Source organism: Halogeometricum sp. S3BR5-2, assembly GCF_031624635.1.
Classification (GTDB): Archaea; Halobacteriota; Halobacteria; order Halobacteriales; family Haloferacaceae; genus Halogeometricum; species Halogeometricum luteum.
Genome location: NZ_JAMQOQ010000002.1, coordinates 652575 through 676252, shown reverse-complemented (window position 1 = coordinate 676252; position 23678 = coordinate 652575). Strand labels below are relative to the sequence as shown.

Here is a 23678-nt window from a genome sequence, read left to right as displayed (position 1 = left end):
CGTGACCGACCGAATCCTCGTTCTCAACCCGCGGAGCGGCGACGGGAAACGAAGCGCCCGCGCGCGGGCGATGGCCGAGGACCGCGGCTACGACGTGCGGGAGAGCGGGGAGAAGGGGGATACGCTCGAACTCGCGCGCGAGGCGGCCCGCGAGGGTTCCTCGATTATCGCGGCCGCGGGCGGCGACGGCACGCTGAACGAAGTCGTCCGCGGCGTCGATTCGGAAGGGAGACTCGACGGGACGACGCTCGGCGTCGTCCCCTGCGGGACGGGCAACGACTTCGCGGACAACGTGGGCGTCCGCGGCGTCGAACACGCCTTCGACGTGCTGGCGGAGGGTCGCCGCCGCAGACTGGACCTCGGGAGCGTCCGCTGGACCGCCGCGGCGTCCGCCGACTCGCTGTCCGAGGCGCCCGAGCGCCCGTTCCTCAACTCCTGCGTCTGCGGGCTCACCGCCGAAGCCAGCGCGCGGACGACCCGCGAGGCGAAGCGCCGACTCGGCGTTCTCGCCTACGTGCTCTCGACGCTCCAGCGAACGCGGACGTTCGAGGGGCTCAGACTGGACGTTCGCGCCGGCCCGCGGAGCGACCCCGTCTGGACCGGCGAGGCGCTGATGCTCCTCGTCGGCAACGGCCGTCGCTTCCCGGGCGAGCGGATGCGGCAGGCGAACGTGGAGGACGGCCTCCTGAACGTCGTCGTCGTCCGGAACCGACCGGCGCTGAACTACCTCACCGAGGGGGCGGCCGACCGACTCCTGCGTCGGGGCGCCTCGCACCTCACGCGCCTGAAAGTGAGTCACCTCGAAGTCGACGCCGGCGCCCCGCGGCAGTTCAGCCTCGACGGCGAACTGGTCGAACGGCGGCATCTGCGGGTCGACGCGCGCCCGGGCGCGATGCGGTTCGCCGTCGGCGAGGCGTACGACCCCTCGCCGGCGGACCCGAACGGCGACATTTGAGTCGAGCATCGACGGCGCCAACGGGCGCCGACGGGCGTCGCGGGGCCACCGCGCATCGAAGACTCCTTGACCCACCTCTCCCTTGGTCCACGGTATGAGTACGGACGAGGGGGCCAATTCCGCCGCGGACGCCGCGGAGGAGGGCGAACTCCACAAGAACGCCGCACAGGACGTCATCGCCGTCGACGCCGACGACAACGAGCAGGGACTCGTCAACCGCCTCGACGCCCACACCGGGGACGGGACGCGACACCGCGCGTTCACCTGCCTCGTCTTCGACGGCGAGGGCCGCCTGCTCCTCGCACAGCGCGCGCCGACCAAGCGCCTGTGGGACACCTCCTGGGACGGCACCGTCGCCTCCCACCCCGTGGAGGGGCAGAGTCAGGTCGACGCGACGGCGCAGCGACTCGAAGAGGAACTGGGCATCACCCCCGACCAGTACGGCGACCTGCGCGTGACGGACAAGTTCGAGTACAAACGCTACTACGAGAACGCCGGACTGGAGTGGGAGGTCTGTGCGGTCCTCAAGGTGACGCTGGACGACACGACGCTGGACCCCGACGAGGAGGAGATAGCGGGCCTGCTGTGGGTGGACTACGAACACCTCCACGAGCACCCCCAGTGGTACCGACAGCTTCGTCTGTGCCCGTGGTTCGAGATAGCGATGCGCCGTGACTTCGAGGACGAATCCGCCGACGAACCGAGTCAGCCTCTCAACTGACGCGCGAGCCGCGATTCTCGCCCGCGCCCGAGACGGCGCGTCGGACTCGGTCCCGCGCGAGGTGTGCGGCGTCCTCGCGGGGCACCGGGCCGACGGGTCTCGGGCGGGTAGGCCGAGCGATGCCGATTCCGGCACCGAGACCGATATCGTCGAGCGAGCCGTCCCCATCCCCAACGTCGCCGACGACCCGCGGACCGAGTACGAACTCGACCCGGCGACGACGGTGGAGACCATCGACGCCCTCGAAGCCGAAGGGCTGGACCTCGTCGGCTTCTACCACAGCCATCCGGAGAGCCACCCGACTCCGAGTCCGACCGACGAGGCGCGGGCGGGGTGGCCCGGCTACGTCTACTTACTCTGCCACCCGGACGGCCGCCTGAACGCCTACCGGTGGACCGGCGAGGCGTTCGAGGAACTGCGGGTCGTCGCCTCGGAGTAGGGGGGGGGCGCGACCCGGCGGCGCCGGCCGAGAACGCAACCCCCTTGCGGCGCCGGTCCCTCTCCCGAGTCGATGACCGAGGACGTTCCGGAACCCGACGTGTACGACTCCCTGGAGGGACAGGTCGCCCTCGTGACGGGCGCGAACCGCGGTATCGGCCGCGAGATAGCAGAGCGGTTGCACGACCTGGGCGCGACGGTGTTCGCCGCGACGCGGAGCATCACCCACGAGATTCCCGACGAGTGGACGCACCTCCTCGTCGACGTGACGCAGGAGGGCGATATCTCGCAGGCCGCGGACGACGTCTTCTCCGCCGCGGGCCGCCTCGATATCGTCGTCAACAACGCGGGCGTCTCCGGCGGCGACGGCGACATCGTCGCGGAGTCGACCGAGGACATCGACCGGACGCTGTCGACGAACCTCCGCGGGCCGATGCTCGTCTGCAAGCACACCGTCCCCCTCCTGCTACAGGACGAGGGCGGGCGCGTCGTCAACGTCTCCTCGGGGATGGGCGCGCTGAACGAGGAGCAGTCGGGCGGGTCGCCGGCCTACCGCGTCTCGAAGTCGGGGCTGAACGGCCTCACGAGGTACCTCGACGGCGAGTACGGCGACGAAGGCCTCATCGTCAACTCCGTCTGTCCCGGGTGGGTCCGCACCGACATGGGCGGCGAGGAGGCCGATCGGTCGGTGGAACGCGGCGCGGAGACGCCCGTGTGGCTCTCCCGCTTCGAGGCCGGGTCGCCGTCGGGCCACTTCTGGCGCGACAAGGAAGTCATCGACTGGTAGTCGTACCGTACTCAGGTCACCCCGCCGCCGCGCGCCTCGTACCGCTCGTACCCTTCATCTGCCAGAACCGCCGCGAATCGGTCGACCACCTCGTAGACGTCCTCGAAGCCGACGTAGTACGGCGACGGGCACACTCTGACGACGTTCGGCGGCCGGAAGTCGACGACGACGCCGCGGTCTTTCAGCGCCTCCGTGACTCGATAGGCCTCCGGATGCTCGACGGCGACGTGGCCCCCGCGGCGCGACGCCTCGCGCGGCGTCCCCACCTCGCAGTCCGGGAGTCGGTCGTCCACGAGCGAGATAAAGAAATCGGTGAGCGCCAGCGACTTCTCGCGGAGGGCGTCGATGCCGGCGTCTTCGGTCACGTCGAGGGCGCCGTCGAGGGGCGCGGCCGAGAGAATCGGCGGCGTGCCTATCTGGAACGCGCCCGCGGCGTCGGCGGGCGTGTACGTGCGTCGCATCTCGAACTGCGTCTCCTTCTCGTGGCCCCACCACCCCGCGAGGGTCGGCGTGACGCCGAAGTGGCGCTCGTCGACGTACAGGCCGGCGAGCGCCCCCGGACCGGCGTTGAGGTACTTGTAGTGACACCAGACGGCGAAGTCCGCCCCGTGCTCCGACAGCGAGTGCGGCACGACGCCGACGGAGTGCGCGAGGTCGAACCCCGCGAGAGCGCCCGCGTCGTGAGCCGCTTCGGTGATGCGCTCGATATCGAGCAGTTGTCCGCTGCGGTAGAGAACGGAGGGCATGAACACCATCCCCACGTCGTCGTCGACGGCGGCGACGATATCGTCCTCCTCGATGGTCCGCCCGTCTCGGCTCTCGACCACTCGGAGACAGTCGTCGGGGTCCTTCCCCGCCCGTCGGAGTTGCGCGCGAATCGCGTAGTGGTCCGTGGGAAAATCGAGGCCGTTCACGACGATTTTCTCCCCGCGGTCGGGGTCGTAGAACGTCCCGACGAGGGCGTGGATGTTCACCGTCGTGGAGTTACCGACGACGACTTCCTCGCCGTCCGCGCCGACGAGGGGGGCGAGTCGGTCGCCCAGTCGCTCGCCGTAGGAGAACCACTCGGGGTCGGCGTCCGTCCATCCGCGGACGGCGAGCGTCTTCCACTGCTCGACCGCTCGGTCGAGCGCCGCCACCGCGTCCGCGGAGCAGAGGCCGAGCGAGTTGCCGTCCATGTACGCCTCGCCCTCGGGAACGAAGAAACGCTCCCGGAGGTCCGCGAGGGGGTCGCCCCGGTCGAGTTCGCGGGCGTCGGCGCGCGTCGGCGGGCCGTCGGCCGCGGCGTTCCCCCCGTCCGCGTCGTCGGCGTCGCGTGAGTCGTCCATGCCCCTCCGTTCGCCGCGCGGCGCAAAGACCTTCGCACCCCTCGCCGCCGTCCGGCCGTTTTTTCCGCGCGCACCGCGGCCCTCCGGTATGGAGCGCCACGCCCCCGAGATGGACCCGCAAGTCCGAGACGCCGTGGAGACGTTCGAGCGCGAGGGACTGCCGCCGTGGCACTCGCTGTCGGTCGAGAGCGCCCGGACCGTCGAGGACGAGGCGTTCGCGGCGACGGACCCGCCGGCGGTCGAGCGGGTCCGGGAGTTCTCGATTCCGGGGCCGCGCGGGCCGATTCCGGTGCGGACGTACCACCCCGCACCGGAAGAGACCCGCGGCGTCCTCGTCTTCTACCACGGCGGCGGGTGGACGCTCGGAACGCTCGACTCCGCGGACGGCATCTGCCGGCGCCTCGCTGACCGGTCGGGCCGCCTCGTCGTCAGCGTCGACTACCGACTCGCGCCCGAACATCCGTTCCCGGAACCGTTGGACGACGCCGTCGCCGCCTACGAGTGGGTCCGCGGGCGCGCCGGGTCGCTCGGCGGAGACGCGGAGAACGTCGTCGTCGGGGGGACGAGCGCCGGCGGCAACCTCGCGGCCGTCGTCTCTCTCCGCGCCGCCGTCGGCGAGGGCGGGGACGAAGACGGCGACGACGACGTCGAGAGCGTCCCGACGCCGAGCGGTCAACTCCTCCTCTATCCGATCCTCGCGCAGACGTTCGACGCCGACTCCTACGAGGAGAACGCCGACGGACCGCTGCTCTCGCGCGCCGACATGGCGTGGTTCCGCGACCACTACCTTCGGAGCGACGTGGACAGGTACAACCCGTTCGCCGCGCCGCGACTGGCCGACGAGGAACTCCTCGCGGCGACGCCGCCCGCGTGCGTCGTGACGGGCGGGTTCGACCCCCTTCGGGACGAGGGGACCGACTACGCCGCGCGGCTCCGCGAGGCGGGGGTGGGCGTCGTCCACCAGCACTACCCCGCGATGGTCCACGGCTTCCTCAGCCTCGCGGCGGAGGTCGAGGCCGCGGACGAGGCGCTCGACCGGGTCGCGGGACGGCTCGCCGAGTTCTAGAGTGAGTTCGCGACTATCGCTCACTCGATGCGCCAGAGTCCGGCCCGAGAGAGGGCGGCGCGGACGAACAGGTAGGCGACCAGGAGCGCCGCGAGAAGCATCGTCGGGGCCGAGAGCAGTTGCGCGGTGCGGTAGGGGAGCGCGATGCGCGAGAGGCCGAGAATCACGAAGCTCAGAAGTATCAGCCCGAACGCGAGAAACGAGAGTCTCACGAAGTCGCTCCGGTTCATCCGTGGGAGGGTTCGACGGAGTCGGGGTTGAACGTTGTCCCTTCGACGGCGCGCCGGACGCGCGGAACACACGGAACGTACCGAACTCTCGGCGCGGTTACGCGAGGCGCGCCGCCGAGATGACCGAGCTGAACCGGGTGAAGCGGTCGATGGTCTCGCCCTGAAGCCGCACGTCCGCCGTGTCCTCGGTCACCGCGCCGACGAGCCGAGTTCCCGCGCCCATGCCGAGCGTCGTGGTGACCACGCCGAGGCTCGACCGACCGGGAACCAACGCGCGTTCGACGTTGACGACGTTCCAGACGAGAGCCTCGGCGTCGTGCGGGTCGGTGAGCGTTCCCTCGAACGCGCCGTCCCCGGAGCGGAGCTCCCAGTACTGGAACAGGTCGGTCCCCACCAGCGCGGCCGAGTGAATCTCGTAGTGTCCCGGCAGTCCCGTCTCGTTTCTGTTCGCCGGGCCCACGAACAGGTGGAACGGGTTCGTCTCGCTCAGTCCGCCCTGCTTCGGCGGACCGAACGCGAGTATCACGTCCCGCCGGTAGTTCTGCTCCGCGACCGAGATGCCGTCGCCGACGACGATGGCCGTCTCCGCGACTCCCTGATAGATGGCCTCGGCGCTCTGAGCCGCTGTCGAACCCGTCCCGGTCCGTAGACCGACGGCCGCCCCCGCGACGGCGCCGAGAGCCTTCAGGTACGTTCTCCGGGTTCGCGATACTCCGCTCTCCGCCGAACTGTCCTCGTTCATCGTCTCCTCCGAGTACTGTCTACTCACTGCCCGGACGACCTGCGAGATAATCACTGTTGTTCGGGCGAACTGGTGGGTTTCGACCCCGAGAGATACCGAAACGCCGCAACGAGTGAACCGGGTGAACGGGGCGCGACCGCGACCGTCGAACCGCCGTTACCTCACCGCACCTCGCTCCGCCGCGCCAACTCCTCGTACGCCGCCCACGAGGGGTCGACGTCCGGGTGCGGAACCGCCTCGCCGTCGACGACGACGCCGGAGCCCTCGCGCACCGTCCCGACGACGCCGACGGGCGTCCCCTCGGATTCGAGCGCGGAGACGACCCGGTCGGTCGCGTCGGGGTCGACGGCGAGCACGAGCGTCCCCCCCGTCGTCGCCGTCCACGGGTCGATGCCCAGATAGTCGCACACCTCGCGGACGCTCGGCCGGAACGGAACCGCGTCCGTATCGACGTCGAGGCGGACGCCCGCGCCGTCGGCGACTTCGTTGAGCGCGCCGAACAGGCCGCACTCCGTCGCGTCGTGCATGGCGTGGACGCCGCCGGCGGCCGCGGCGGTCATCGCGTCGCGGACGCAGTCGGTCTCGTCCACCCGCGACTGCGCCGACGCGAGCGTCTCGGGCGAGAGGTCGAACTGCTCGGGGAACAGCGTCGTGAGCAGCCCCGTCGCCTCCACGGCCGGCCCCTTCGTGACCAGCAGGTCGTCGCCGACGCGGGCGCCGTCGGGGCGGATGACGTCCGCCGGGTCGCCGACGGCGAGAGCGGTGGCGCCGCCGACCCACGGGAACGAGCAGTCGGCGTAGCGGGCGGTGTGGCCGGTGACGATGCTGACACCCAGCGCCTCGGCCTCCTCGTGCATCGCGGTCCAGAGTTCGGCGAAGTCGTCGTCGGAGAACTCGGGCGGGAGCGTAAAGGAGACGGCGAGGTGCGACGGCGGCAGGCCCGAGACGGCCACGTCCGCGAGGACGAAATCGAGCGCGAACCGGCCGGCGCGGGCGAGGCCGAGACCCGGCAGGACGGAGACGGGGTCGGCGGCGACGGCGACGGCCGTGCCGTCGAGGTTCAGGAGGCCGAAGTCGACGCCGTGAGTCGGGCCGACGGCGACGTCCTCGCGGTCGGCGCCGAGGTTCGAGAAGACGTAGCGGTCGAAGAACTCCCGGTCCACCTTTCCGAGGTCGGTCATACCGGAGAGACTGGGGCGTGCGGTTTCAACGTGCCGTTAGAGCGCAGGAGCAGCCGTAAAATATACGGTACGATGTTTCCTCGGTACGGACAATTCGATGTCATCCGGACGCGAACCGGGCGCCTCGGTCCCCGACGCCCCGACGAAGGGTCGGAGGCGGCAATCCCGCGTGGCGCCCACCGACAGCAGCGCCCGACGGCGCTCGCTCGCGGGAGGGACGCCGTGAGCGACGACGGGGCCCTGCCCGACGTCAGCCCCTCGGCCGGCGAGAGCAGCGACGAGGACTACCGAAAGCTCATCGAACGGGCCGTCGACGCGGCAGTGGTCCTCCTCGCCGCCGACGGCGACGTGACCACGTGGAACGCGAGCGCCCGCCGACTGACGGGGTACGACCGGACGAGCGCCCGCGGAACGGACCTGGACACCGTCCTCGACGCCGACATTCCGGCGGCCACGCTCCTCGAAGAGGCCGACGCGGCGGGTCGGATCGAAGTCGAGTGCGTCGCCCGCGACGCCGACGGCGAGGCGTACGACGCCCACGTCGCGGTCACGTCGCTCGAACCCGACGAGAGCGCCCCCGAGATGCCGATGTCGCCGAGCGTCACCGACGAGGAGGGCTACGCCGTCGTCGTCCGCGACGTGACCGACTACCGCTCGGAGACGCGGTCGCTCGAACGGCGCAACGAGCGGCTGACGGCGTTCGCCAGCAGCGTCTCCCACGACCTCCGAAACCCGCTCAGCGCGGCGCTCGCGCAACTCGACGTCGCTCGCGCGCGCTACCCCGGCGACGCGCACCCCCACCTCGACACCGCCTACCAGTCGCTGCTCCGCATGAACGACCGCATCGACGAGGCGCTGACGCTCGCGCGCGAGGGCGCCCGCGGCGTGGAGCGAGCGCAGGTTCCGCTCCGGGAGACCGCAGAGCGGGCGTGGCGGGTGGCCGGCCCCGAGGGGGGAGCGCTGCGGTTCGTCGACCCGCCGGAGACCGTGTCGGCCGACGAGGAAGGGCTCTGTCGGCTCTTCGAGAACCTCTTCGACAACGCCAAGACGCACGCCGGCGACGGCGTGACGGTCGAAATCGGCGGCACCGACGAGGGGTTCTACGTCGCGGACGACGGCCCCGGAATCCCGCCGGACCGCCGCGATTCGGTGTTCGAGTACGGCGTCACCGGCAGCGCCGACGGCACCGGGTTCGGTCTCGCCATCGTCACGGCCATCGCCGACGCCCACGACTGGCGAATCGGCGTCGACGAGAGCGGGACGGGCGGCGCGCGCTTCGACGTCGTCTTCGACCGCGCGGCGAACCGGTAGCCGGGAGCCGATAGCGCCGCCGCTCGGAACGGAGAAAAGCTCCCGGTCGCACGGGGGGCGACCGGTCGACTCATGAAGGAGACGCGAACGAGGTAGTATCGTGCGGGGTCATCCAGTCCCGGGAACGCGACCTCGGTTCCGCCTCAAGTGTACGTATTCCGTCCTGGGTTAAGTAAGTCGCTAAGTCGCCTCGGTGGTGGTATATAGACTCACGCACGTCTCCGGCGGTTCCGTCGAATCCGACGACTTCGTCGAATCCGCCGGACCGGCGTCGAGTTTCGGCCTCCCGACCCGGTCACTCCGGGTTCGACTCGAAGTGGTCGGTGAGTTCCCGCCGGACGCGGACGGGCTCTTCGTGTTGTATCCAGTGGGTCGCGTCGTCGAGGACGACGAGGTGGCTCCGCTCGCAGTACTCGACGCTCTGCAGGGCGAGCGAGCGGGTGAGGAAGGCGTCCTTCGCCCCCCAGAGCACGAGCGTCGGCACCTCGACGCGTTCGGTCCGCGGGCGGGGGTTTGTCCGGGCGATGGCGCGGTACCAGTTGAGCATCGACCGGTACGCGCCCGGTTGCGACCACGCCGCGCGGTAGCAGTCGAAGTCGGCGGCGCTGAACGTCCCCGGCTGGCTGGTCCGGCGCATCAGGTCGCAGACGCCGCGGTAGCCGCCGACGCTCGCCAGCGCCTCTGGGAGCCGCGGAAGCTGGAAGAACAGGACGTACCAGCTCTTGAACCGCTGCTCCCAGTCGTTTCGGAGCGCCCGCCGGAACGCCGTCGGGTGGGGGACGTTCGCCGCCGAGAGCGTCCGGACGCGCTCGGGGTGGTGGAGGCTCACCCACCACGCGACGAACGCGCCCCAGTCGTGGCCGACGAGGTGGGCCCGCGAGAGGTCGAGGGCGTCGAGGAGTCCGAGCACGTCGCCCGCCAGTTCGTCCGGACGGTAGGCGGAGACGGCCTCGGGTTTCTCGCTCAGGTGGTAGCCGCGCTGGTCGGGGACGACGACGCGGTAGCCCTCGGCGGCGAGCGGTTCGACGTACTCGTGCCAGCCGTACCAGAACTCCGGGAAGCCGTGGAGGAGCACGACGGGTTCGCCGTCCTCCGGGCCGGCGGTGACGACGTGCAGATCAACGTCGCCGACGTCGAGGAGCGTCGACTCGGCTCGTAGCTGTAACACATCCGGCGTGACGCCGCCGTCGACGGCGGAAGCGGAGGCTCTCGATGGCATAAACGGAGTACGTCGCGCGCCGGGAAATACCCTCCCGCGGAGCGGGAACGTCGGTGCCCGCCCGCGTCACTCCCTCCCGAGCAGTCGCTCGCGGAGCGAGCGTTCCCGCGAGCGTTCGGCCAGGAGGACCGAGCAGTCAACGTCGTTGACGACGTCGAGGACGAGCGTCCCGCGGACGAGGCGGGAGAGCAGGCCGCGTTCGGTGGCGCCGATGACGAGCATCGTCGCGTCCTCGGCGTGGCGTTCGATGCACGCCTCCACGTCGTCGGACTCCTCGACGATGAGTTCGGCGTCGGAGAGGCCGTGCCCCTCGGCCCACTCGGTCAGGAACTGCTCGCCCTCGGCGGCGTCGTCGGCGACGTGGAGGAGAGCGACCGTCGAGTCGTACCGCTCGCGGAGCGTCGCCGCGACGGCGGCCGAGAGGTCCGAGTCCGGGCCGCCGGCCGTCGGGACCAGAATCCGCGAGGCGTCGAACCCTCTGTCGCGCAGGACGAGGAAGTCGCAGGGGAGCGAACTGGCGAGTTCGTCGATGGCGGACTCGGCGCGCCCGGGGGCGCCGTGGGAGTCCGGACCCCACCCCATGACGGTGAGGTCGGCGTCGTACGTCCGCGCCGCGTCGAACACCTCCTCGAACGAGCGGTGCGAGAGAATCGTGTGCGTCTCTATCGGCACGTCGAACGTCTCGGCGCTGTCGCGGGCGCGTTCGAGGATTTCGTCCGCCTCCGCGAAGTCCCCGCGTTCGCGGGCGGATTCGAGCGCCGTCTGGTCGGGCACCTGCTCGATGTGGACGGCGACGACGGTGCCGTCGCGGGCCTTCGCGAGGGCGCTGGCGAGCGTGATGAGGTCCGTCTGGTTCGCCGGGTTGGCGAGGGGGACCATCACGCGGTAGGTGCCGCCGTCGGGTTGGACCGAGGAGGCGGCCGAGACGGCGGCGTCGGGGACCTCCTCGCGGCGGCTCAGGACGTACTGCCCGAGGATACCCTGCTTCGTCGCCCGCGAGCGGGCGTAGGCGAGATACCACACCGCCGCGAACACCGTGAAGCCGACGGCGAGGAGGATGACGTTGCTCGCGAAGAAGTAGATGAGCGCGAACGAGGTTATCATGCCGAGAATCGGCGTGAACGGGTAGAGCGGGACCGTGTAGTCGGGCTGGTAGTCCTCGGGGTCGGCCGTCCGCATCACGATGAGCGCGATGTTGAGCAGGCCGTAGATGATGAGGTGGAGGACGCTCCCGGCGGTCGCGAGCGTCTCCACGTCCGCGAGGAGGATGAACGCGAAGATGAACCCGCCCGTGATGGCGATAGAGCGGTAGGGCGTCCCGAACCGCGGGTGGATCTCGTTGAGTTCGGTGCTGACGATTCGGTCTCGGCCCATCGCGAAGTTGATGCGCGAGGAGGCGAGGATGGAGGCGTTGGCGCTGGAGGCGGTCGCGAGGAGGCCGCCGAACAGCATCGCGGCGGCGCCGACCGGTCCGATGAGCATCCGCGCCACGTCGACGACGGCGGTGTCGTTGTTGGCGACGACGCTGTTCGGAACCGCCGCGAGGACGGTCACGAGGACCAGGGCGTACACCGTCGTGACGATGAGGACGCTCCCGATGACGGCCCGCGGGAGGTTCTTGCCCGGTTCCTGAATCTCCTCGGCGACCGACGTGATCTGGACGAAGCCGAGATACGAGACGAACACCAGCCCCGTCACCGGAAGCAGCGGGGAGATGCCCTTGTCCGGCGGGACGATGGGTCTGAGGGACGACAGGTCCGCGTTCATCGCGCCGAACGCCGTGAACACCGCGAGGATGCCAACGAGGGTAACGACGATGTAGTTCTGCAGTTTGCCCGTCTCCTTCGCGCCGACGTAGTTGACGAAGACGAACAGCGCCGCGCCCGCGAGGGCGACGAGTTTCACCGCCGACACCGTGACGAACCCGAGCGACAGGTCGGGGACGGGCAGGAACGTCGTGACGTACTGGCCGAACCCGGTCATGTAGAACGCCGAGGCGAACGCCAGCCCCATCCAATTGGCCCACCCGGCGACGCTGCCGAACAGGGGGCCCAGGGCGTGGTTGACGTAGTAGTACGCCCCGCCGGACTTCGGCATCGCCGTGCCGAGTTCGGAGGCCGAGAGCGCGGTCAGCAGGGCGATTGCGCCGCCGAGAACGAACGCCGCGGCGGCGAGGGGGCCGGCCTGCGCGACGGCGGGGCCGGGCAGCACGAAGATGCCCGCGCCGATCATCGTCCCGACGCCGATGGTCAGGGCCGCGAGGGGCCCGAGGTCCTTCGCGAGTTCCTCGTCTCCGCCGCTCACGCCGCGTCACCCCCGCACGGCGCGGGCGCGAATCGCTGAGAACGACCGCCGCTCACGCGTCGGGTCCCTCCTCGCGGACGTCCGGGAGAACGACCACCGGCAGGTCGCTCTCGGCCACGAGCGACTCGCGGACGTCGCCGGAGAACAGGTCCCACCACTTGCTGCCGCCGCGCGGGGTGAACGCGATGCACGTCGCGTCCGCGTCGTGCGCGGCGTCGACGATGGTCTCGGCGACGTCCGTGCCGTAGCGGAGTTCGGTCTCCGCGTCGACGCCGGCGTCCGCGGCCGCCGCTTCGACGTGCTCGAACATCTCGGCGGCGAGTTCCTCCCGCTGCTCGACGGAGGCCTTGTCGGGCGCGCCGCCGGCCTTCTCGACGACGTGGAGGAAGACGGGTCGGCCGCCGACGGCGGCGACGCGCGGGAGGAGGGCGCTCGCCGTCGCCGCGGCGTCGTCCGTCCCCGCGACGGGAACGAGCGGTCGGGCGAACAGGGACGGTGTGGCGGGGTCGTCACCGGCCGCGGGGTTCTCAGCCATGTCGACCACCGCCGCCGCTCACGGGGCGGCCGAGCGTCGTCGACGAAGACGGAGACGGAGACGGGAACACTCCCGAGCCATCGCCGCCGAGGTGGGATCCGCCGCGCGTTCGGTTCGGTTCGCTCGGACGGGACGTGCGTGAACGGGTGTGCCGTGTGGTCATAGATGAGATGTTCTCCCCCATCGACTTTAGGGGTTCGCAAACCGCTGGCGCCCCGGCGCCCCGTCGAACGCTCCGAGACCCGTCGGTTCAGACGGCGGCGACCCACGCGCGGTAGTCGTCGCCGCGGCCGTACACCTCGCGGAAGACCCGGTCGACGAACGCCGCGAGGCGGTTCGCGTCCGACCGCGCGGTGACGCGGAGGTTCGTTCCCTCGGACTCTTCGGGCGACTCCATCTTGTCGATGCGGAACTCGGGGAACTCCGAGAGCAGCGACTTCGCCCGTTCGAGTTCCTCGTCGGTCACGTCCATGTTGAACGTCCCGTCGGCGAACTGCACCCACGGCGCGGGCGCGTTCTCGCCGTCGGCCGCGGGGTCCGAGTCGACTTCGACGGTGAAGAACGGACTCGCGCGCTCCCGGTGAGCGGTCACCGCCTCCGCGAACAGCTTTCGGCGTTCGGTCGCGTCGTCGGCGTCGAATCTGGTCATGCTCACCCCTTCGTCGCCGTCCGTAGAAAAACGGTCGGGAGCGGAGTCACGGCGGAGCCACGGCGGAGTCGCGGGCGGTCGCAGACGGGTCACAGGAGCGTCACCACGGCGGTCAGGGCGAGGGCGGAGACGACGAGGAGCGATACGCCGAGCACCGCAACCGGTGCGAGGCCGGCCTCCCGCATCGCGCCGAGGCGGACGTCGAGTCCGAGACCCGCGAACGCGAGGGCGAACAGGGCGTCGCTCGCGGTTTCGAGAGCGGCGAGCATCGCCGGCGAGAGCAGCCCCGCGTTGGCAGCGAGGGCGACGAACGCGAACCCGGCGAGGAAGTTCGGAACGCCGTCGAGCAGCGACGCCGCCCGCGACCCCGACCCCGCCGAGCGGTCGGCGTAGCGGAACGCGTACCAGAGGGCGACGGCGCCGAGCAGCGAGTTCCGCGCCAGTTTCGTCACCGTCGCCCACTGTCCGGCCGCGGCGGAGTGGGCGAACCCGGCGGCGGTGACCGGGCCGGTGCTGTACATGCTCAGGCCGGCCCAGACGCCGAACTGACGGGAGGAGAGGTTCAGCAGGTCGCCGGCCACGGGAAAGGCGACCAGCGTCACCGCGTCGAACAGCAGGATGGCGGCGACGACGTGCGCCAGCGACTCCCCGTCGGCGTCGATGGTGCCCGCGATGGCCGTCGCGGCTGAGACGCCGCAGACGCTCGCGCCCGCGGCGAGCAGCGACGCCGTCTCGCGCCGGAGGCCGAACGCTCGCCGGGCGAGCGACTCGACGAACGTGACGCCGAAGACGACGGCCGCGACGGCGAGGCCGAGCACGACGGGACCGGTCGCGACGAGTTCGGCGAACGCGACGCGCGCGCCGAGCAGGACGATACCGGCTTCGAGGAGGACGCCGCGGAACCCGACCCCCGCGGCGGCCCGGTCGGGGACGCCGACCGTGTTGGCGACCAGCGCACCGAGCGCTACCGCGAGGAGGAGCGCGTTCAGTCCGGGTACCGCGCCGGCGACGAGGGAGGCGAGGCCGGCCAGCGCCGCGAGGAGGAGCAGTCCCGGAACGGCGGCGGCGAGCGACCCGGCGCGCCGGGCGACCGCGCCGTCGCTCACGGGCGACGGGCGACCGGGTCGAGGGTCGCCCGCGTGACGGCGGGGGCGGTCGGAAACGTCGCGTTGGGCATCTGTGCGGGCTTCGTTCGCGCGGGACCCTGACTGTGTTGATGTCGTGTCGGACGCCGGTCGGACGGCCGCGCGGCCGGGCGGGAGGAACGCGAAAGGACGGACGCTTTCTTCAACGTTATACCAACGGCCCGGGATGGGTCGAACATGGGTAAGCACATTCTGCTGCTCGGCGCCCCCGGCGCCGGGAAGGGAACGCAGTCGAAGCGACTCGCCGACGAGTTCGACCTCGAACACGTGACGACCGGCGACGCCCTCCGGGCGAACAAGGACATGGACATCGGTCACATGGACTTCGAGTACGACACGCCGCGGGAGTACATGGACGCGGGCGAACTCGTCCCCGACGACGTGGTCAACGAGATAGTCAAGACCGCCCTGCAGAATGCGGACGGGTACGTCCTCGACGGCTACCCGCGCAACCTCGACCAGGCCCAGTACCTCTCGGAGATCACCGACCTCGACGCCGTCGTCTACCTCGACGTCGACGAGGACGAACTCGTCCGCCGCCTCACCGGTCGCCGCCTCGACCCCGACACGGGCGACATCTACCACACCGAGTTCGACATGCCCGACGACGAGGAGATTCGCGGCCGACTCGTCCAACGGGACGACGACACCGAGGAGACGGTCCGGGAGCGACTGAACGTCTACCACGAGAACACCTCGCCCGTGGTCGAACACTACCGCGACCGGGGCGTCCTCGTCGAAGTGGACGGCGAGCAGACGCCGGACGAAGTGTTCGAGGACGTGGCCGACGTGGTCGAGGACGCCTGAGAGGGGCGCACGCGCCGGAGCGACTCGCTCCCCCGCGCGAGTTCTCGACGACGATGCGCGGAGACGGAGAGTAAAAGCTTGATTACCGGTGAGTAACTACTCTCTCGGCAATGGCACGAATCGAAGCGAAGGTGCGGGACCTCGTCTCCTCGGACCCGGAGATGCGGAGCGCCGTCGAGACCGTCCTCGAACGGGCCGACGACGGCGACGTCCGGTGGGTCGACGTGAAAGGAGACATCACGAGCGGCCACTGGGGTCGGCTCATCGAGAAGGGCATCCTCGTCGACGGCGACGAGGGCTTCGAACTCGCCGACCCCGAGGCGACGCGCGCCGGTCTGGAGGAGGCCACGGCGTCGTCGTCGGGGTCGAGTTCGGCGTCGTCGGGGTCCTCCTCGGCCGACATCGACGACGAGGGCTCCTCGTGGTCGAAGTACGACAAGATGGCGGCGGTGGTCACGGTGGGTCTGTTCGCCGCCTACGGCTGGAAGCCCCTCCGCGACGTCATCGGCACCGCGATGGACGTCGTCCTCGGACCGCTGACCGAACTGCTGCCGTTCTACGCGGTCATCATGGTCATCGCGCTGGCGACGGGGCTGTACTCGACGCTCCTGCAGGCGAACCTCATGGACATGGAGAAGATGGGAGCCTACCAGGAGCGGATGAAGGACATCCAGAAGCGGCAGAAGGAGGCCCGCGAGGCGGGCGACGACGAGGCGCTCGACGCCATCCAGGAGGAGCAGATGGAGGCGATGGGCGACCAGTTGGGGATGTTCAAAGAGCAGTTCCGCCCGATGGTGTGGATCATGTTCATCACCATCCCGGCGTTCCTCTGGATGTACTGGGCCATCGGCGTCGGCGGCAACGCCGAGGCGCACGTGACGATGGGGAACATCGTGCTACCCCTCGTCGGGAGCGTCGAGTGGACCGACGGCGTCGTCGGACCGATGCAGGCGTGGATCGTCTGGTACTTCCTCTGCTCGATGGGGTTCACCCAGATCATCCGCAAGAGCCTCAACATCGACATCTCGCCGTCGGCGTCGTAATCGGGCCCGCACCGCTCGATTCGTCCGCCGCGGCGTTCGACACGGAGCGCCACACCCGTCGGCAAAGACAACCTCTTTTAGCGGGACCGCCCGAGAGTCTCTATGTTGCTCACCGTCTCCGGTCCACCGGGCGCCGGAAAGAGTACGACCGCCGAAACGCTCGCCGAGGCGTTCGACCTCGAACACATCTCCGGCGGCGACATCTTTCGCCAACTCGCCGCCGAACGCGGAATGACGGCGGTCGAGTTCAACAAACTCGCCGAGGAGGACGGACAGATAGACCGCGACTTGGACCGTCGCCTCCGGAGCATCGCCCTAGAACGCGACGACGTGCTGTTGGAGTCGCGGCTCGCCGGGTGGTTGGCCGGCGACGCCGCCGACGTCCGCCTGTGGCTGGACGCCCCCCTGGACGTCCGCGCGACCCGAATCGCCGACCGCGAGGAGAAGTCGGTCGAACGCGCCCGCGAGGAGACGGCCGCGCGCGCCCGGAGCGAGGCGTTGCGCTACCAAGAATACTACAACATCGACATCACCGACCTCGCGATATACGACGTGACGCTCAACACCGCCCGGTGGAGCCAGTCGGACGTCCCGGACATCCTGAAAGCCGCCGTCGACGCTTACGACCCCGCCGAGGACGAGGGGAAGTTCCCCGTCGAGGGCGTCGAGTACGACTTCTGAACCGTGAGTGACCTCCGCGGTCCCCCCGGCGAGCGCTCCGTCGACGACCTGCTGTCGTTCGGCGTCGTCAACCTCGACAAACCGCCCGGCCCCTCGGCGCACCAGGTCGCCGCGTGGGTGCGGGACATGACGGACGTCGAACGGGCGGCCCACGCCGGCACGCTCGACCCCAAGGTGACGGGCTGTCTGCCGACGCTCCTGGGTGAGGCCACCCGCATGGCGCAGGTGTTCTTGGAGGGCTCGAAGGAGTACGTCTCGGTGCTGGAACTGCACAAGCCCGTCCCGTCGGACTTCGACGCCGTCGTCGCCGAGTTCGAGGGCGAGGTGTACCAGAAGCCGCCCCGGAAGAGCGCCGTCTCGCGCCGCCTCCGCTCCCGCGAGGTGTACGACCTCGACGTGCTGGAGGTCAGAGACCGGCAGGCCCTGCTCCGCATCCGCTGTGAGAGCGGGACGTATATCAGAAAGCTCTGTCACGACATCGGCCTCGCGGCCGGCACGGGCGCGCACATGGGCCACCTCCGCCGCACCGCGACGGACCCGTTCGACGACACCGCGCTCTCGACGCTGTACGACCTCTCGGACGCCCTCGCGTTCGCCGAGGAGGGCGACGAGTCCGAACTGCGCGAGGTGGTCGCGCCGGCCGAACGCGCCCTCTCGCACCTGCCGCACGTCACCATCGCCTACTCCGCGGCCGAACAGGTGGCCGAGGGGGCGCCGGTGTACGCGCCGGGCGTGTTCGACGCTGACGACGCCGACCGCGGGTCGCTCGTCGCCTGCGTGACGCCCGACGACGCGGCGGTCTGTCTCGGCCGCCTCGTCGGTGACCCCGAGTCCGACTCGGGGGAGGTAGTCTCGCTGGAACGCGTGCTGGTCTGAGCGGGGCTTTTTCACCCGCAGCGCGCAACGGGCGGTCGTGAGCGCTCCCGATTCCGACGTCGACGACCGGCGCGTCTACGCCGCGTGGGCGGTCCCGGTGTTCGGATTTTTCGGCATCGTCGCGGTCGCCGCGCTTGACGTCGTCGGCCTCGCGGTGACGCCGTCGTTCGTCGCCACGTTCTGGGGGACCGTCGCGCTCGCCACCGTCGCAGGCGCGCTTCCGACGCCGTCCGCGCCGCTCTGATGAGGAGCGCACCGGGACCGAGCGACGGCGGCTGCATCCGACGACTTTTCATCTCGCCCCCTGACACCGAAGTATGCACGTTGGAAGCGTCGAATCCGAACCCGGCGCGGTCGTCAGCGGCTGGTTCGAGGCGACGGACCTCCCGACCGGCGGGACGGAGCGCCTCCCCCTCGTGGTCGCCGAGGGCGAGTCCGCGGGCCCGACGCTGTGGCTCACCGGCGGCGTCCACGGCGACGAGGCCACCGGCGTCGCCGTCGCGCAGGACGCGATGCGCGCGGACCTCGCGGCGAACCTCTCGGGAACGGTCGCCTGCGTGCCCGTGGTCAACCCCGCGGGCCTCCGCCGCAACGCCCGGCAGTCCTACTACGGCGACGACGACCCGAACCGCTACTTCCCGGACCCCGACTCGCCCTCCTCGCGCCCGCCGGGCGTCCAGGAGCGAATCGACGAGCGACTGTACGAGGCGTTCGCGGCGTCGGCCGACGCCCTCCTCGACCTGCACACGGCTCAGATCGGGTCGATGCCGTTTCTCATCCGGGACCGGGTGCTGTACGGCGAACGCCGGAGCGAATCGGAGGCCGAGGAACTGTCGGCCGAACTGGACCGCCTCGCGGACGCCTACGGCTTTCCGACCCTCACGGAGTACCCCGCCGCCGAGTACGTCGAACAGGCGCTCCAGCGCTCCACCGCGGGGGCGGCGCTGAACGCCGCCGGCATCCCCGCCGTCACCGTCGAACTCGGCGGCCACAGCGTCGTCGAGGAGGAAGTGCGCGCGGCGGGCGTCGCGGGCGTCTACGGCGTCCTGGTCGAACTCGGGATGCTCGATTCGGCGGACGTCCCCGAAGACGTGGGCGACCCCGGCGTCGGCGTCCCCGACGCACCCGTGGACTACCCGGTCCGACGCGCCGTCCACCCCCGAACGGAGACGGCCGGCCTCGTCCGCCACCGCGTCGAACCCGGCGACGCCGTCGAGTCGGGCGATACCGTCGCCGACGTGGTGACGCCGCAAGGAGAGAGAGTAGACACGGTCGAGACGGGCCACGACGGCTACGTCGTCGCCCGGCGGGAGGGATTGGTCGCTTACGAGGGCGACCCCGTGCTGAGCATGGCCGTCCGCGACGACGGCGACGCGGTCGTTCCGCGGGACGCGAACGCCGAGTCGGAGTGACCGCCGACCGGCCCGCCGGCGTGCCATTCCGTACCGGCGTCGACTCGAAGCGAAGCACTTAACGGTCACACGCGCATTCTCTCGGATACACCCTGGGACCGTGGGGTAGTGGTATCCTCTGCCGATGGGGTCGGTAGGACCTGAGTTCGACTCTCAGCGGTCCCATATCCGTTTTCGAGGCGCTACGCGACGAGCGAAGCCCTTACTTCGACCTCAGTCGCGGTACGACAGTCCCGTCACTCCGCCGCGTCGTCGAGGGCGAAGGAGCCGTAGTCAATTTCGCCCGCCCGCTCGAATCGGAGCATCTGGACGCCCGTACTCGACGTTTCGGAATCGGTCAGTTCGAGGGCGGCTGGGACCGTCCCCTCGCCGAACAACCGCTTTCCGTCCCCCAAGACGAGGGGGAAGACCCAGAGCCAGAACTCGTCGACGAGGTCGTGGGCGAGTAACGTCTGGATGAGGTCGTGACTCCCCTGCACCAGAATCACGTCTCCGCGTTCCTCCTTGAGGTTCTCCACGGCCTCCGCGACGTCCCCCGTGAGGAGCGTCGAGTTGTTCCACTCCACCGCGTCGAGGGTCCGGGAGGCGACGTACTTCGGCATGTTGTTCAGCTTCGCCGCCACGGGGTCGCCGTCGGCGTCCACGCGCGGCCAATGCGCGGCGAAGATTTCGTACGTCCGCCGACCGAGCAACAGCGCGTCGACTCCGGCGAACTGCTCGTCCATGACTTCGCCCATCCGCTCGTCCCAGTAGTTGACCGTCCATCCGCCGTGTTCGAACCCGCCGTCGCGGTCCTCGTCGGGACCTCCCGGCGCCTGCATCACGCCGTCGAGCGCGAGGAACGCCCCCACGACGAGCGTCCCGTTCATGTCACTATCTTGGCTATTTCCCATACGCCTCTAGACGGCGGGGCGAGAGATAAAGATAGTATCCGGACCGGGCGGCGCGGCGCACCAATCCCCGGATCTCCCAGCACATAGGGTTTCCGGACGTTCGGATTGGAGGCTCCGAGCGGCGTCGACCCGTTCGGAGGTATTCGGTAGGCAGCACCGGAGGACGGGACATCGAGCGGCGGGGGACAGTCAGCCCTTCTCTCGCTGCTCCCGCGCCACGTCCAGCGACCAGAAGAACCCGAAATACGCCGCCACGCCGGCGACCATGAACAGGTAGTAGGCCCACTGCGGTCCCCGCACGAAGTCGAAGAACAGGGAGACGGCCACCACCCACGCGATGGCGAAGGTGAGGTCCGCGAGCATCCCCGACCCGTGCTCTCGCAGGGTGTCGACGGGACCCGACGAGGAGTTCACGCCTCGGTCCCCTCCGCTTCCTCGCTGTCGACGACGAGCACCGGCAGTCGCGTCCGACGGAGCACCTTCTCGGCGACGCTGCCGAGGACGACGCGCGAGAGGCCCGAACGCCCGTGCGACCCCATCACGACGAGGTCTATCGGGTGCTCCTCGACGAACTTCCGGATGGCGCGGGCCGGTTCGCCCGCGGAGACGTGCTCCTCGACGGAGACGCCGCGTTCGCGGGCCGCATCGGCGACGTAGCCGGTGGCTTCCTTCGCCGCGTCCGTCACCTCGGGCATCTCGTCGAGGTGGCCACTCCGAATGCGGTCGACCTGTTCCGTCCCGAGCGAGTAACTCGTCGCGTCCACGTCGATGACGTAGAGGGCGTGCACCGTCGCGTCGTACTTCTCGGCGATATCGACGGCCTGGTCGACCGCCTGTCGTGAGGTGTCGCTCCCGTCCGTCGGCACGAGTATGTGTTCGTACATTGTCACTCAGTCGTCCGCGGGAGTCCCCCCGCTCCCGTCGTTGCCCACCACGTCCTCGGCGGTCTGTTGCTGTCCCATGGGTTCGGGGCTGTGACACTGTCTGACCATCCGCTTGGTCTCCAGCGGCGGTTCGTCGGTGACGAGCGAGACGCCGATGGTGACGGCGAACACGACGGGCACGGCGACGAGCGCCGACCCGATGGCCGGCAGCCACTGCGCGAGGGCGGGGAAGATGACGCCGTCGGCGCCGGCCGCGCCGGCGAACAGCCCGTAGCTCGGCAGCACCTCGTTCACGATGGGGGTGAACCAGATGAGGAGGCCGGTGGTCATCCCGGCCAGCGCGCCCTGCCGGTTCGTGTTCTCCCACCAGAGGCCGAGGAAGAACATCGGGAACAGCACGGCGCCGGCCAGCGAGAACGCGTAGGAGACGAGAGCGGCGATGGGCGCCGCGGGGTCGAGCGCCGCCAGCGTGGTGAACACGCCCAAGGCGACGATGCTGAGGCGGCCGACGAGCACCTGCTGGCGTTGCGTCGCGTCCTCGTTGACGATGTTGACGTAGATGTCGTGCGCGATGGCCGAGGAACCGGCGATGAACAGGCCGGCCGTCGTGGCGATGGCGGCGGCGATGCCGCCGGCGGCGACGAGGCCGACGAACCACGTCGGAAGGTTCGCCAGTTGCGCCGCCAACACGACGATGACGTCGCCCGCGGCGCTCGTCATGCCGGGGTCGCCGTAGACGGGTCCGATGTTCTGCGCGTAGAGGTCGGTGCCGAACGCGGCGAACGCCGGCGCGCTCAGGTACAGAAGCAGGATGAACCCGAGCCCCCACACCGTCGACCAGCGGGCGGTCCGCTCGCTCTCGACGGTGTAGAACCGGACGAGCACGTGCGGCAACCCGCAGGTACCGACGACCAGAGAGAACGCCGTGGCGATCCAGAGGTAGTAGCTCTCGTTGACGAACGGCTCGCTGAACTCGGTCCCGAGTTGGGATATCAGCGCGCCGTACTCTATCTGCGGGAGCACCGTTGAGTAGCCCTGCGTGAACCCGACGACGTAGAGGCCGGCGAGGAAGGCGACGATGAGGATGACGTACTGGACGGCCATGTTCTTCGTCGCGCCGAGCATCCCCGACAGCGTCAGATAGCCGACGGTGATGGCCATCATGGCGACGACCATCGACTGGTAGCCGCTCAGTCCGGGGATGCCGATGTCACCGAAGATGTAGACGCCGACGAGGCCCATGCCGCGGGCCTGCCCGATGGCGTAGACGAACCCGATGAGGAACGTCGTCACCGCCGCGATGGCGCGGGCGCCGTCGGAGTTGAAGCGGTCGCCGACGAAGTCCGGCGCGGTGTACTTGCCGAACCGCCGCATCTGCGCCGCCATGAAGATGAGGAGGATGAAGTAGCCGGCCGACCAGCCGACGATGAACGCCAGCCCGTAGAACCCCGAGAGGGCGATGAGCGCCGCCATCCCGAGATACGACGCCGCGGACATCCAGTTGGCGCCGATGGCCATCCCGTTCTCCACGTTACCGATGGAGCGGCCGCCGACCCACATTCCCTCGGTGTCGGCCACCTTGAACACGTACCCGATGGCCAAGAACAGCAGGAGCATGGCCGTGACCATGATGGCCGGGACGAGTTTGAACGAGACGTTCAGCCCCTCCGGAAGCAGGCCGCTCTGGAGCGGAACGAGGAGGCCCGTCATTCGGCCCGCCCCCCGTCGGTGGCCGTGCCCTCGGGAGCGCCGTCGGGTCCGTCGGCGGTCGTCCCGTGGTTGATTCCGTACTCCTCGTCGAGGGCGTCGCGCTTGCGGGCGTACCAGAACGCGAGAGTGAGCGCTCCCACCGGCGCCCCGATGGCGACGAGGAAGTAGTGGAGCGGGAAGCCGACGACGGGCATCGTCGTCGTCATCACGCCCGGCGCGACGGCGGTCAGGGTCACCGGCCCGAAGACGACGAGCGCCCAGGCGGCGAACCCGGTCCAGATGATGCGCAGGTGGTCGCGCATGAACGGCGTGCTCGGGCGGAGGAGGTTCACCTCCCTGTCGAGGTAGTCGACGTCTCGGTGGCTCCGACTTCCGGAGGCGGCGACGCCGCCGTCCGGTTCCACCGTCGGTTCGTCGGCGGGTTCGCGTGTGCTGTCGTCTGACATAGTTGTAACTGGCGCGTCCGGCGGTTCGTTTCGGCGTGGAAGCCCGTTAGCCGTCCCCGACTCGACGCTCGTCCCGGTACCGCGTGAAGACGTCCCTCGCGTCCGCTCTCCTCGCTGCGTCCCGGAGGGACGGCGAGGCGCGGCGGTGTGGGGCGAAGGCGGCGTCAATCGCCGGGACGGCCGGGAGTTCACCCGTCGGCTGTCGTCAACCGGACACGATTCCCCACACCCGCTCCTGTACTATAACAATTGTTCATCATAGGGAATAATTAGCAGTTCCACAGAGACTATGTTACCCCCTTCGAATCGACCGCC

Annotated in this window: 26 protein-coding genes and 1 tRNA gene; 13 read left to right on the top strand and 14 right to left on the bottom strand. The window is 69.9% G+C overall.

Going from position 1 to position 23678, the window contains the following annotated elements; all coding sequences use genetic code 11:
* Position 1: 1 nt before the first annotated feature.
* From NDI79_RS09955 to NDI79_RS09940, 4 genes are all read left to right on the top strand, one after another.
* Entirely contained in the window at positions 2-955 is a 954-nt protein-coding gene (locus NDI79_RS09955) for a diacylglycerol/lipid kinase family protein (protein WP_310928314.1), read from the top strand.
* 94 nt (positions 956-1049) lie between these two features.
* A complete protein-coding gene (locus NDI79_RS09950) occupies positions 1050-1676 on the top strand; it encodes an NUDIX hydrolase (protein ID WP_310928313.1) in 627 nt (208 codons plus the stop codon).
* Positions 1627-2115 (top strand): desampylase, encoded by a 489-nt coding sequence (locus NDI79_RS09945; protein WP_310928312.1) that lies wholly within the window; start codon positions 1627-1629, stop codon positions 2113-2115. The genes NDI79_RS09950 and NDI79_RS09945 overlap by 50 nt, the downstream gene beginning before the upstream one ends.
* Before the next feature lie 72 nt (positions 2116-2187).
* The gene (locus tag NDI79_RS09940; RefSeq protein ID WP_310928311.1) at positions 2188-2901 is read left to right on the top strand and encodes an SDR family NAD(P)-dependent oxidoreductase; all 714 of its coding nucleotides are present in this window, start codon (positions 2188-2190) and stop codon (positions 2899-2901) included.
* Between the two features lie 11 nt (positions 2902-2912).
* Here NDI79_RS09940 and kynU read toward each other — a convergent pair whose 3' ends face one another.
* On the bottom strand, positions 2913-4229 hold the full coding sequence (kynU, locus tag NDI79_RS09935; RefSeq protein ID WP_310928310.1) for a kynureninase: 1317 nt from the start codon (positions 4227-4229) through the stop codon (positions 2913-2915).
* An 88-nt stretch (positions 4230-4317) separates the two neighbouring features.
* Here kynU and NDI79_RS09930 point away from each other — a divergent pair, with 88 nt between their 5' ends.
* On the top strand, positions 4318-5295 hold the full coding sequence (locus NDI79_RS09930) for an alpha/beta hydrolase (RefSeq protein ID WP_310928309.1): 978 nt from the start codon (positions 4318-4320) through the stop codon (positions 5293-5295).
* 20 nt (positions 5296-5315) lie between these two features.
* Here the strand turns inward: NDI79_RS09930 and NDI79_RS09925 are convergent, their stop codons facing one another.
* The 3 genes from NDI79_RS09925 to NDI79_RS09915 all read right to left on the bottom strand — a co-directional run bounded on the left by NDI79_RS09925 (position 5316) and on the right by NDI79_RS09915 (position 7448).
* The gene (locus tag NDI79_RS09925; protein ID WP_310928308.1) at positions 5316-5525 is read right to left on the bottom strand and encodes a hypothetical protein; all 210 of its coding nucleotides are present in this window, start codon (positions 5523-5525) and stop codon (positions 5316-5318) included.
* Positions 5526-5622: 97 nt separating this feature from the next.
* Complete coding sequence (locus tag NDI79_RS09920; RefSeq protein WP_310928307.1) at positions 5623-6294, bottom strand: hypothetical protein; 672 nt, start codon at positions 6292-6294, stop codon at positions 5623-5625.
* Positions 6295-6428: 134 nt separating this feature from the next.
* Entirely contained in the window at positions 6429-7448 is a 1020-nt protein-coding gene (locus tag NDI79_RS09915) for an AIR synthase family protein (protein WP_310928306.1), read from the bottom strand.
* 222 nt (positions 7449-7670) lie between these two features.
* Here NDI79_RS09915 and NDI79_RS09910 point away from each other — a divergent pair, with 222 nt between their 5' ends.
* Positions 7671-8759: a PAS domain-containing sensor histidine kinase gene (locus tag NDI79_RS09910; protein WP_310928305.1), complete on the top strand. Its 1089-nt coding sequence runs from the start codon at positions 7671-7673 to the stop codon at positions 8757-8759.
* Positions 8760-9054: 295 nt separating this feature from the next.
* Here the strand turns inward: NDI79_RS09910 and NDI79_RS09905 are convergent, their stop codons facing one another.
* From NDI79_RS09905 to NDI79_RS09885, 5 genes are all read right to left on the bottom strand, one after another.
* On the bottom strand, positions 9055-9978 hold the full coding sequence (locus tag NDI79_RS09905) for an alpha/beta fold hydrolase (protein ID WP_310928304.1): 924 nt from the start codon (positions 9976-9978) through the stop codon (positions 9055-9057).
* A gap of 66 nt (positions 9979-10044) precedes the next feature.
* Positions 10045-12282, bottom strand: a complete 2238-nt coding sequence (locus NDI79_RS09900; protein ID WP_310928303.1) for an amino acid permease — start codon at positions 12280-12282, stop codon at positions 10045-10047.
* A gap of 52 nt (positions 12283-12334) precedes the next feature.
* Positions 12335-12817, bottom strand: a complete 483-nt coding sequence (locus NDI79_RS09895; protein ID WP_310928302.1) for a universal stress protein — start codon at positions 12815-12817, stop codon at positions 12335-12337.
* A 250-nt stretch (positions 12818-13067) separates the two neighbouring features.
* On the bottom strand, positions 13068-13466 hold the full coding sequence (locus NDI79_RS09890; RefSeq protein WP_310928301.1) for a DUF7975 family protein: 399 nt from the start codon (positions 13464-13466) through the stop codon (positions 13068-13070).
* Between the two features lie 89 nt (positions 13467-13555).
* Positions 13556-14572, bottom strand: a complete 1017-nt coding sequence (locus NDI79_RS09885; protein ID WP_310928300.1) for a YeiH family protein — start codon at positions 14570-14572, stop codon at positions 13556-13558.
* Positions 14573-14788: 216 nt separating this feature from the next.
* Between NDI79_RS09885 and NDI79_RS09880 the strand changes: the two genes are divergently transcribed.
* The 7 genes from NDI79_RS09880 (at position 14789) to NDI79_RS09850 (ending at position 19595) form a co-directional block, all read left to right on the top strand.
* The gene (locus NDI79_RS09880) at positions 14789-15418 is read left to right on the top strand and encodes an adenylate kinase (RefSeq protein ID WP_310928299.1); all 630 of its coding nucleotides are present in this window, start codon (positions 14789-14791) and stop codon (positions 15416-15418) included.
* A 110-nt stretch (positions 15419-15528) separates the two neighbouring features.
* On the top strand, positions 15529-16461 hold the full coding sequence (locus tag NDI79_RS09875) for a DUF106 domain-containing protein (RefSeq protein ID WP_310928298.1): 933 nt from the start codon (positions 15529-15531) through the stop codon (positions 16459-16461).
* A 102-nt stretch (positions 16462-16563) separates the two neighbouring features.
* Positions 16564-17142 carry a (d)CMP kinase gene (gene cmk, locus NDI79_RS09870; protein WP_310928297.1) on the top strand — a complete coding sequence of 193 codons (579 nt, stop codon included), beginning with the start codon at positions 16564-16566 and terminating at the stop codon, positions 17140-17142.
* Positions 17143-17145: 3 nt separating this feature from the next.
* Positions 17146-18018, top strand: a complete 873-nt coding sequence (locus NDI79_RS09865) for an RNA-guided pseudouridylation complex pseudouridine synthase subunit Cbf5 (RefSeq protein WP_310928296.1) — start codon at positions 17146-17148, stop codon at positions 18016-18018.
* Between the two features lie 37 nt (positions 18019-18055).
* Entirely contained in the window at positions 18056-18262 is a 207-nt protein-coding gene (locus NDI79_RS09860) for a hypothetical protein (RefSeq protein ID WP_310928295.1), read from the top strand.
* A 73-nt stretch (positions 18263-18335) separates the two neighbouring features.
* A complete protein-coding gene (locus NDI79_RS09855; RefSeq protein WP_310928294.1) occupies positions 18336-19430 on the top strand; it encodes a succinylglutamate desuccinylase/aspartoacylase family protein in 1095 nt (364 codons plus the stop codon).
* A gap of 94 nt (positions 19431-19524) precedes the next feature.
* A tRNA-Pro gene (locus NDI79_RS09850) sits at positions 19525-19595 on the top strand.
* Positions 19596-19666: 71 nt separating this feature from the next.
* Here NDI79_RS09850 and NDI79_RS09845 read toward each other — a convergent pair.
* From NDI79_RS09845 to NDI79_RS09825, 5 genes are all read right to left on the bottom strand, one after another.
* Positions 19667-20323: a dihydrofolate reductase family protein gene (locus NDI79_RS09845; RefSeq protein WP_310928293.1), complete on the bottom strand. Its 657-nt coding sequence runs from the start codon at positions 20321-20323 to the stop codon at positions 19667-19669.
* Positions 20324-20512: 189 nt separating this feature from the next.
* The gene (locus NDI79_RS09840) at positions 20513-20737 is read right to left on the bottom strand and encodes a DUF8119 family protein (protein ID WP_310928739.1); all 225 of its coding nucleotides are present in this window, start codon (positions 20735-20737) and stop codon (positions 20513-20515) included.
* Positions 20734-21207, bottom strand: coding sequence for a universal stress protein (locus NDI79_RS09835; protein WP_310928292.1), 474 nt, complete (start codon positions 21205-21207; stop codon positions 20734-20736). The genes NDI79_RS09840 and NDI79_RS09835 overlap by 4 nt, the downstream gene beginning before the upstream one ends.
* A gap of 6 nt (positions 21208-21213) precedes the next feature.
* Entirely contained in the window at positions 21214-22917 is a 1704-nt protein-coding gene (locus tag NDI79_RS09830) for a sodium:solute symporter family transporter (protein WP_310928291.1), read from the bottom strand.
* Positions 22914-23363, bottom strand: a complete 450-nt coding sequence (locus tag NDI79_RS09825; protein WP_310928290.1) for a DUF4212 domain-containing protein — start codon at positions 23361-23363, stop codon at positions 22914-22916. Before NDI79_RS09825 ends, NDI79_RS09830 begins: the two co-directional genes overlap by 4 nt.
* Between the last annotated feature and the right edge of the window lie 315 nt (positions 23364-23678).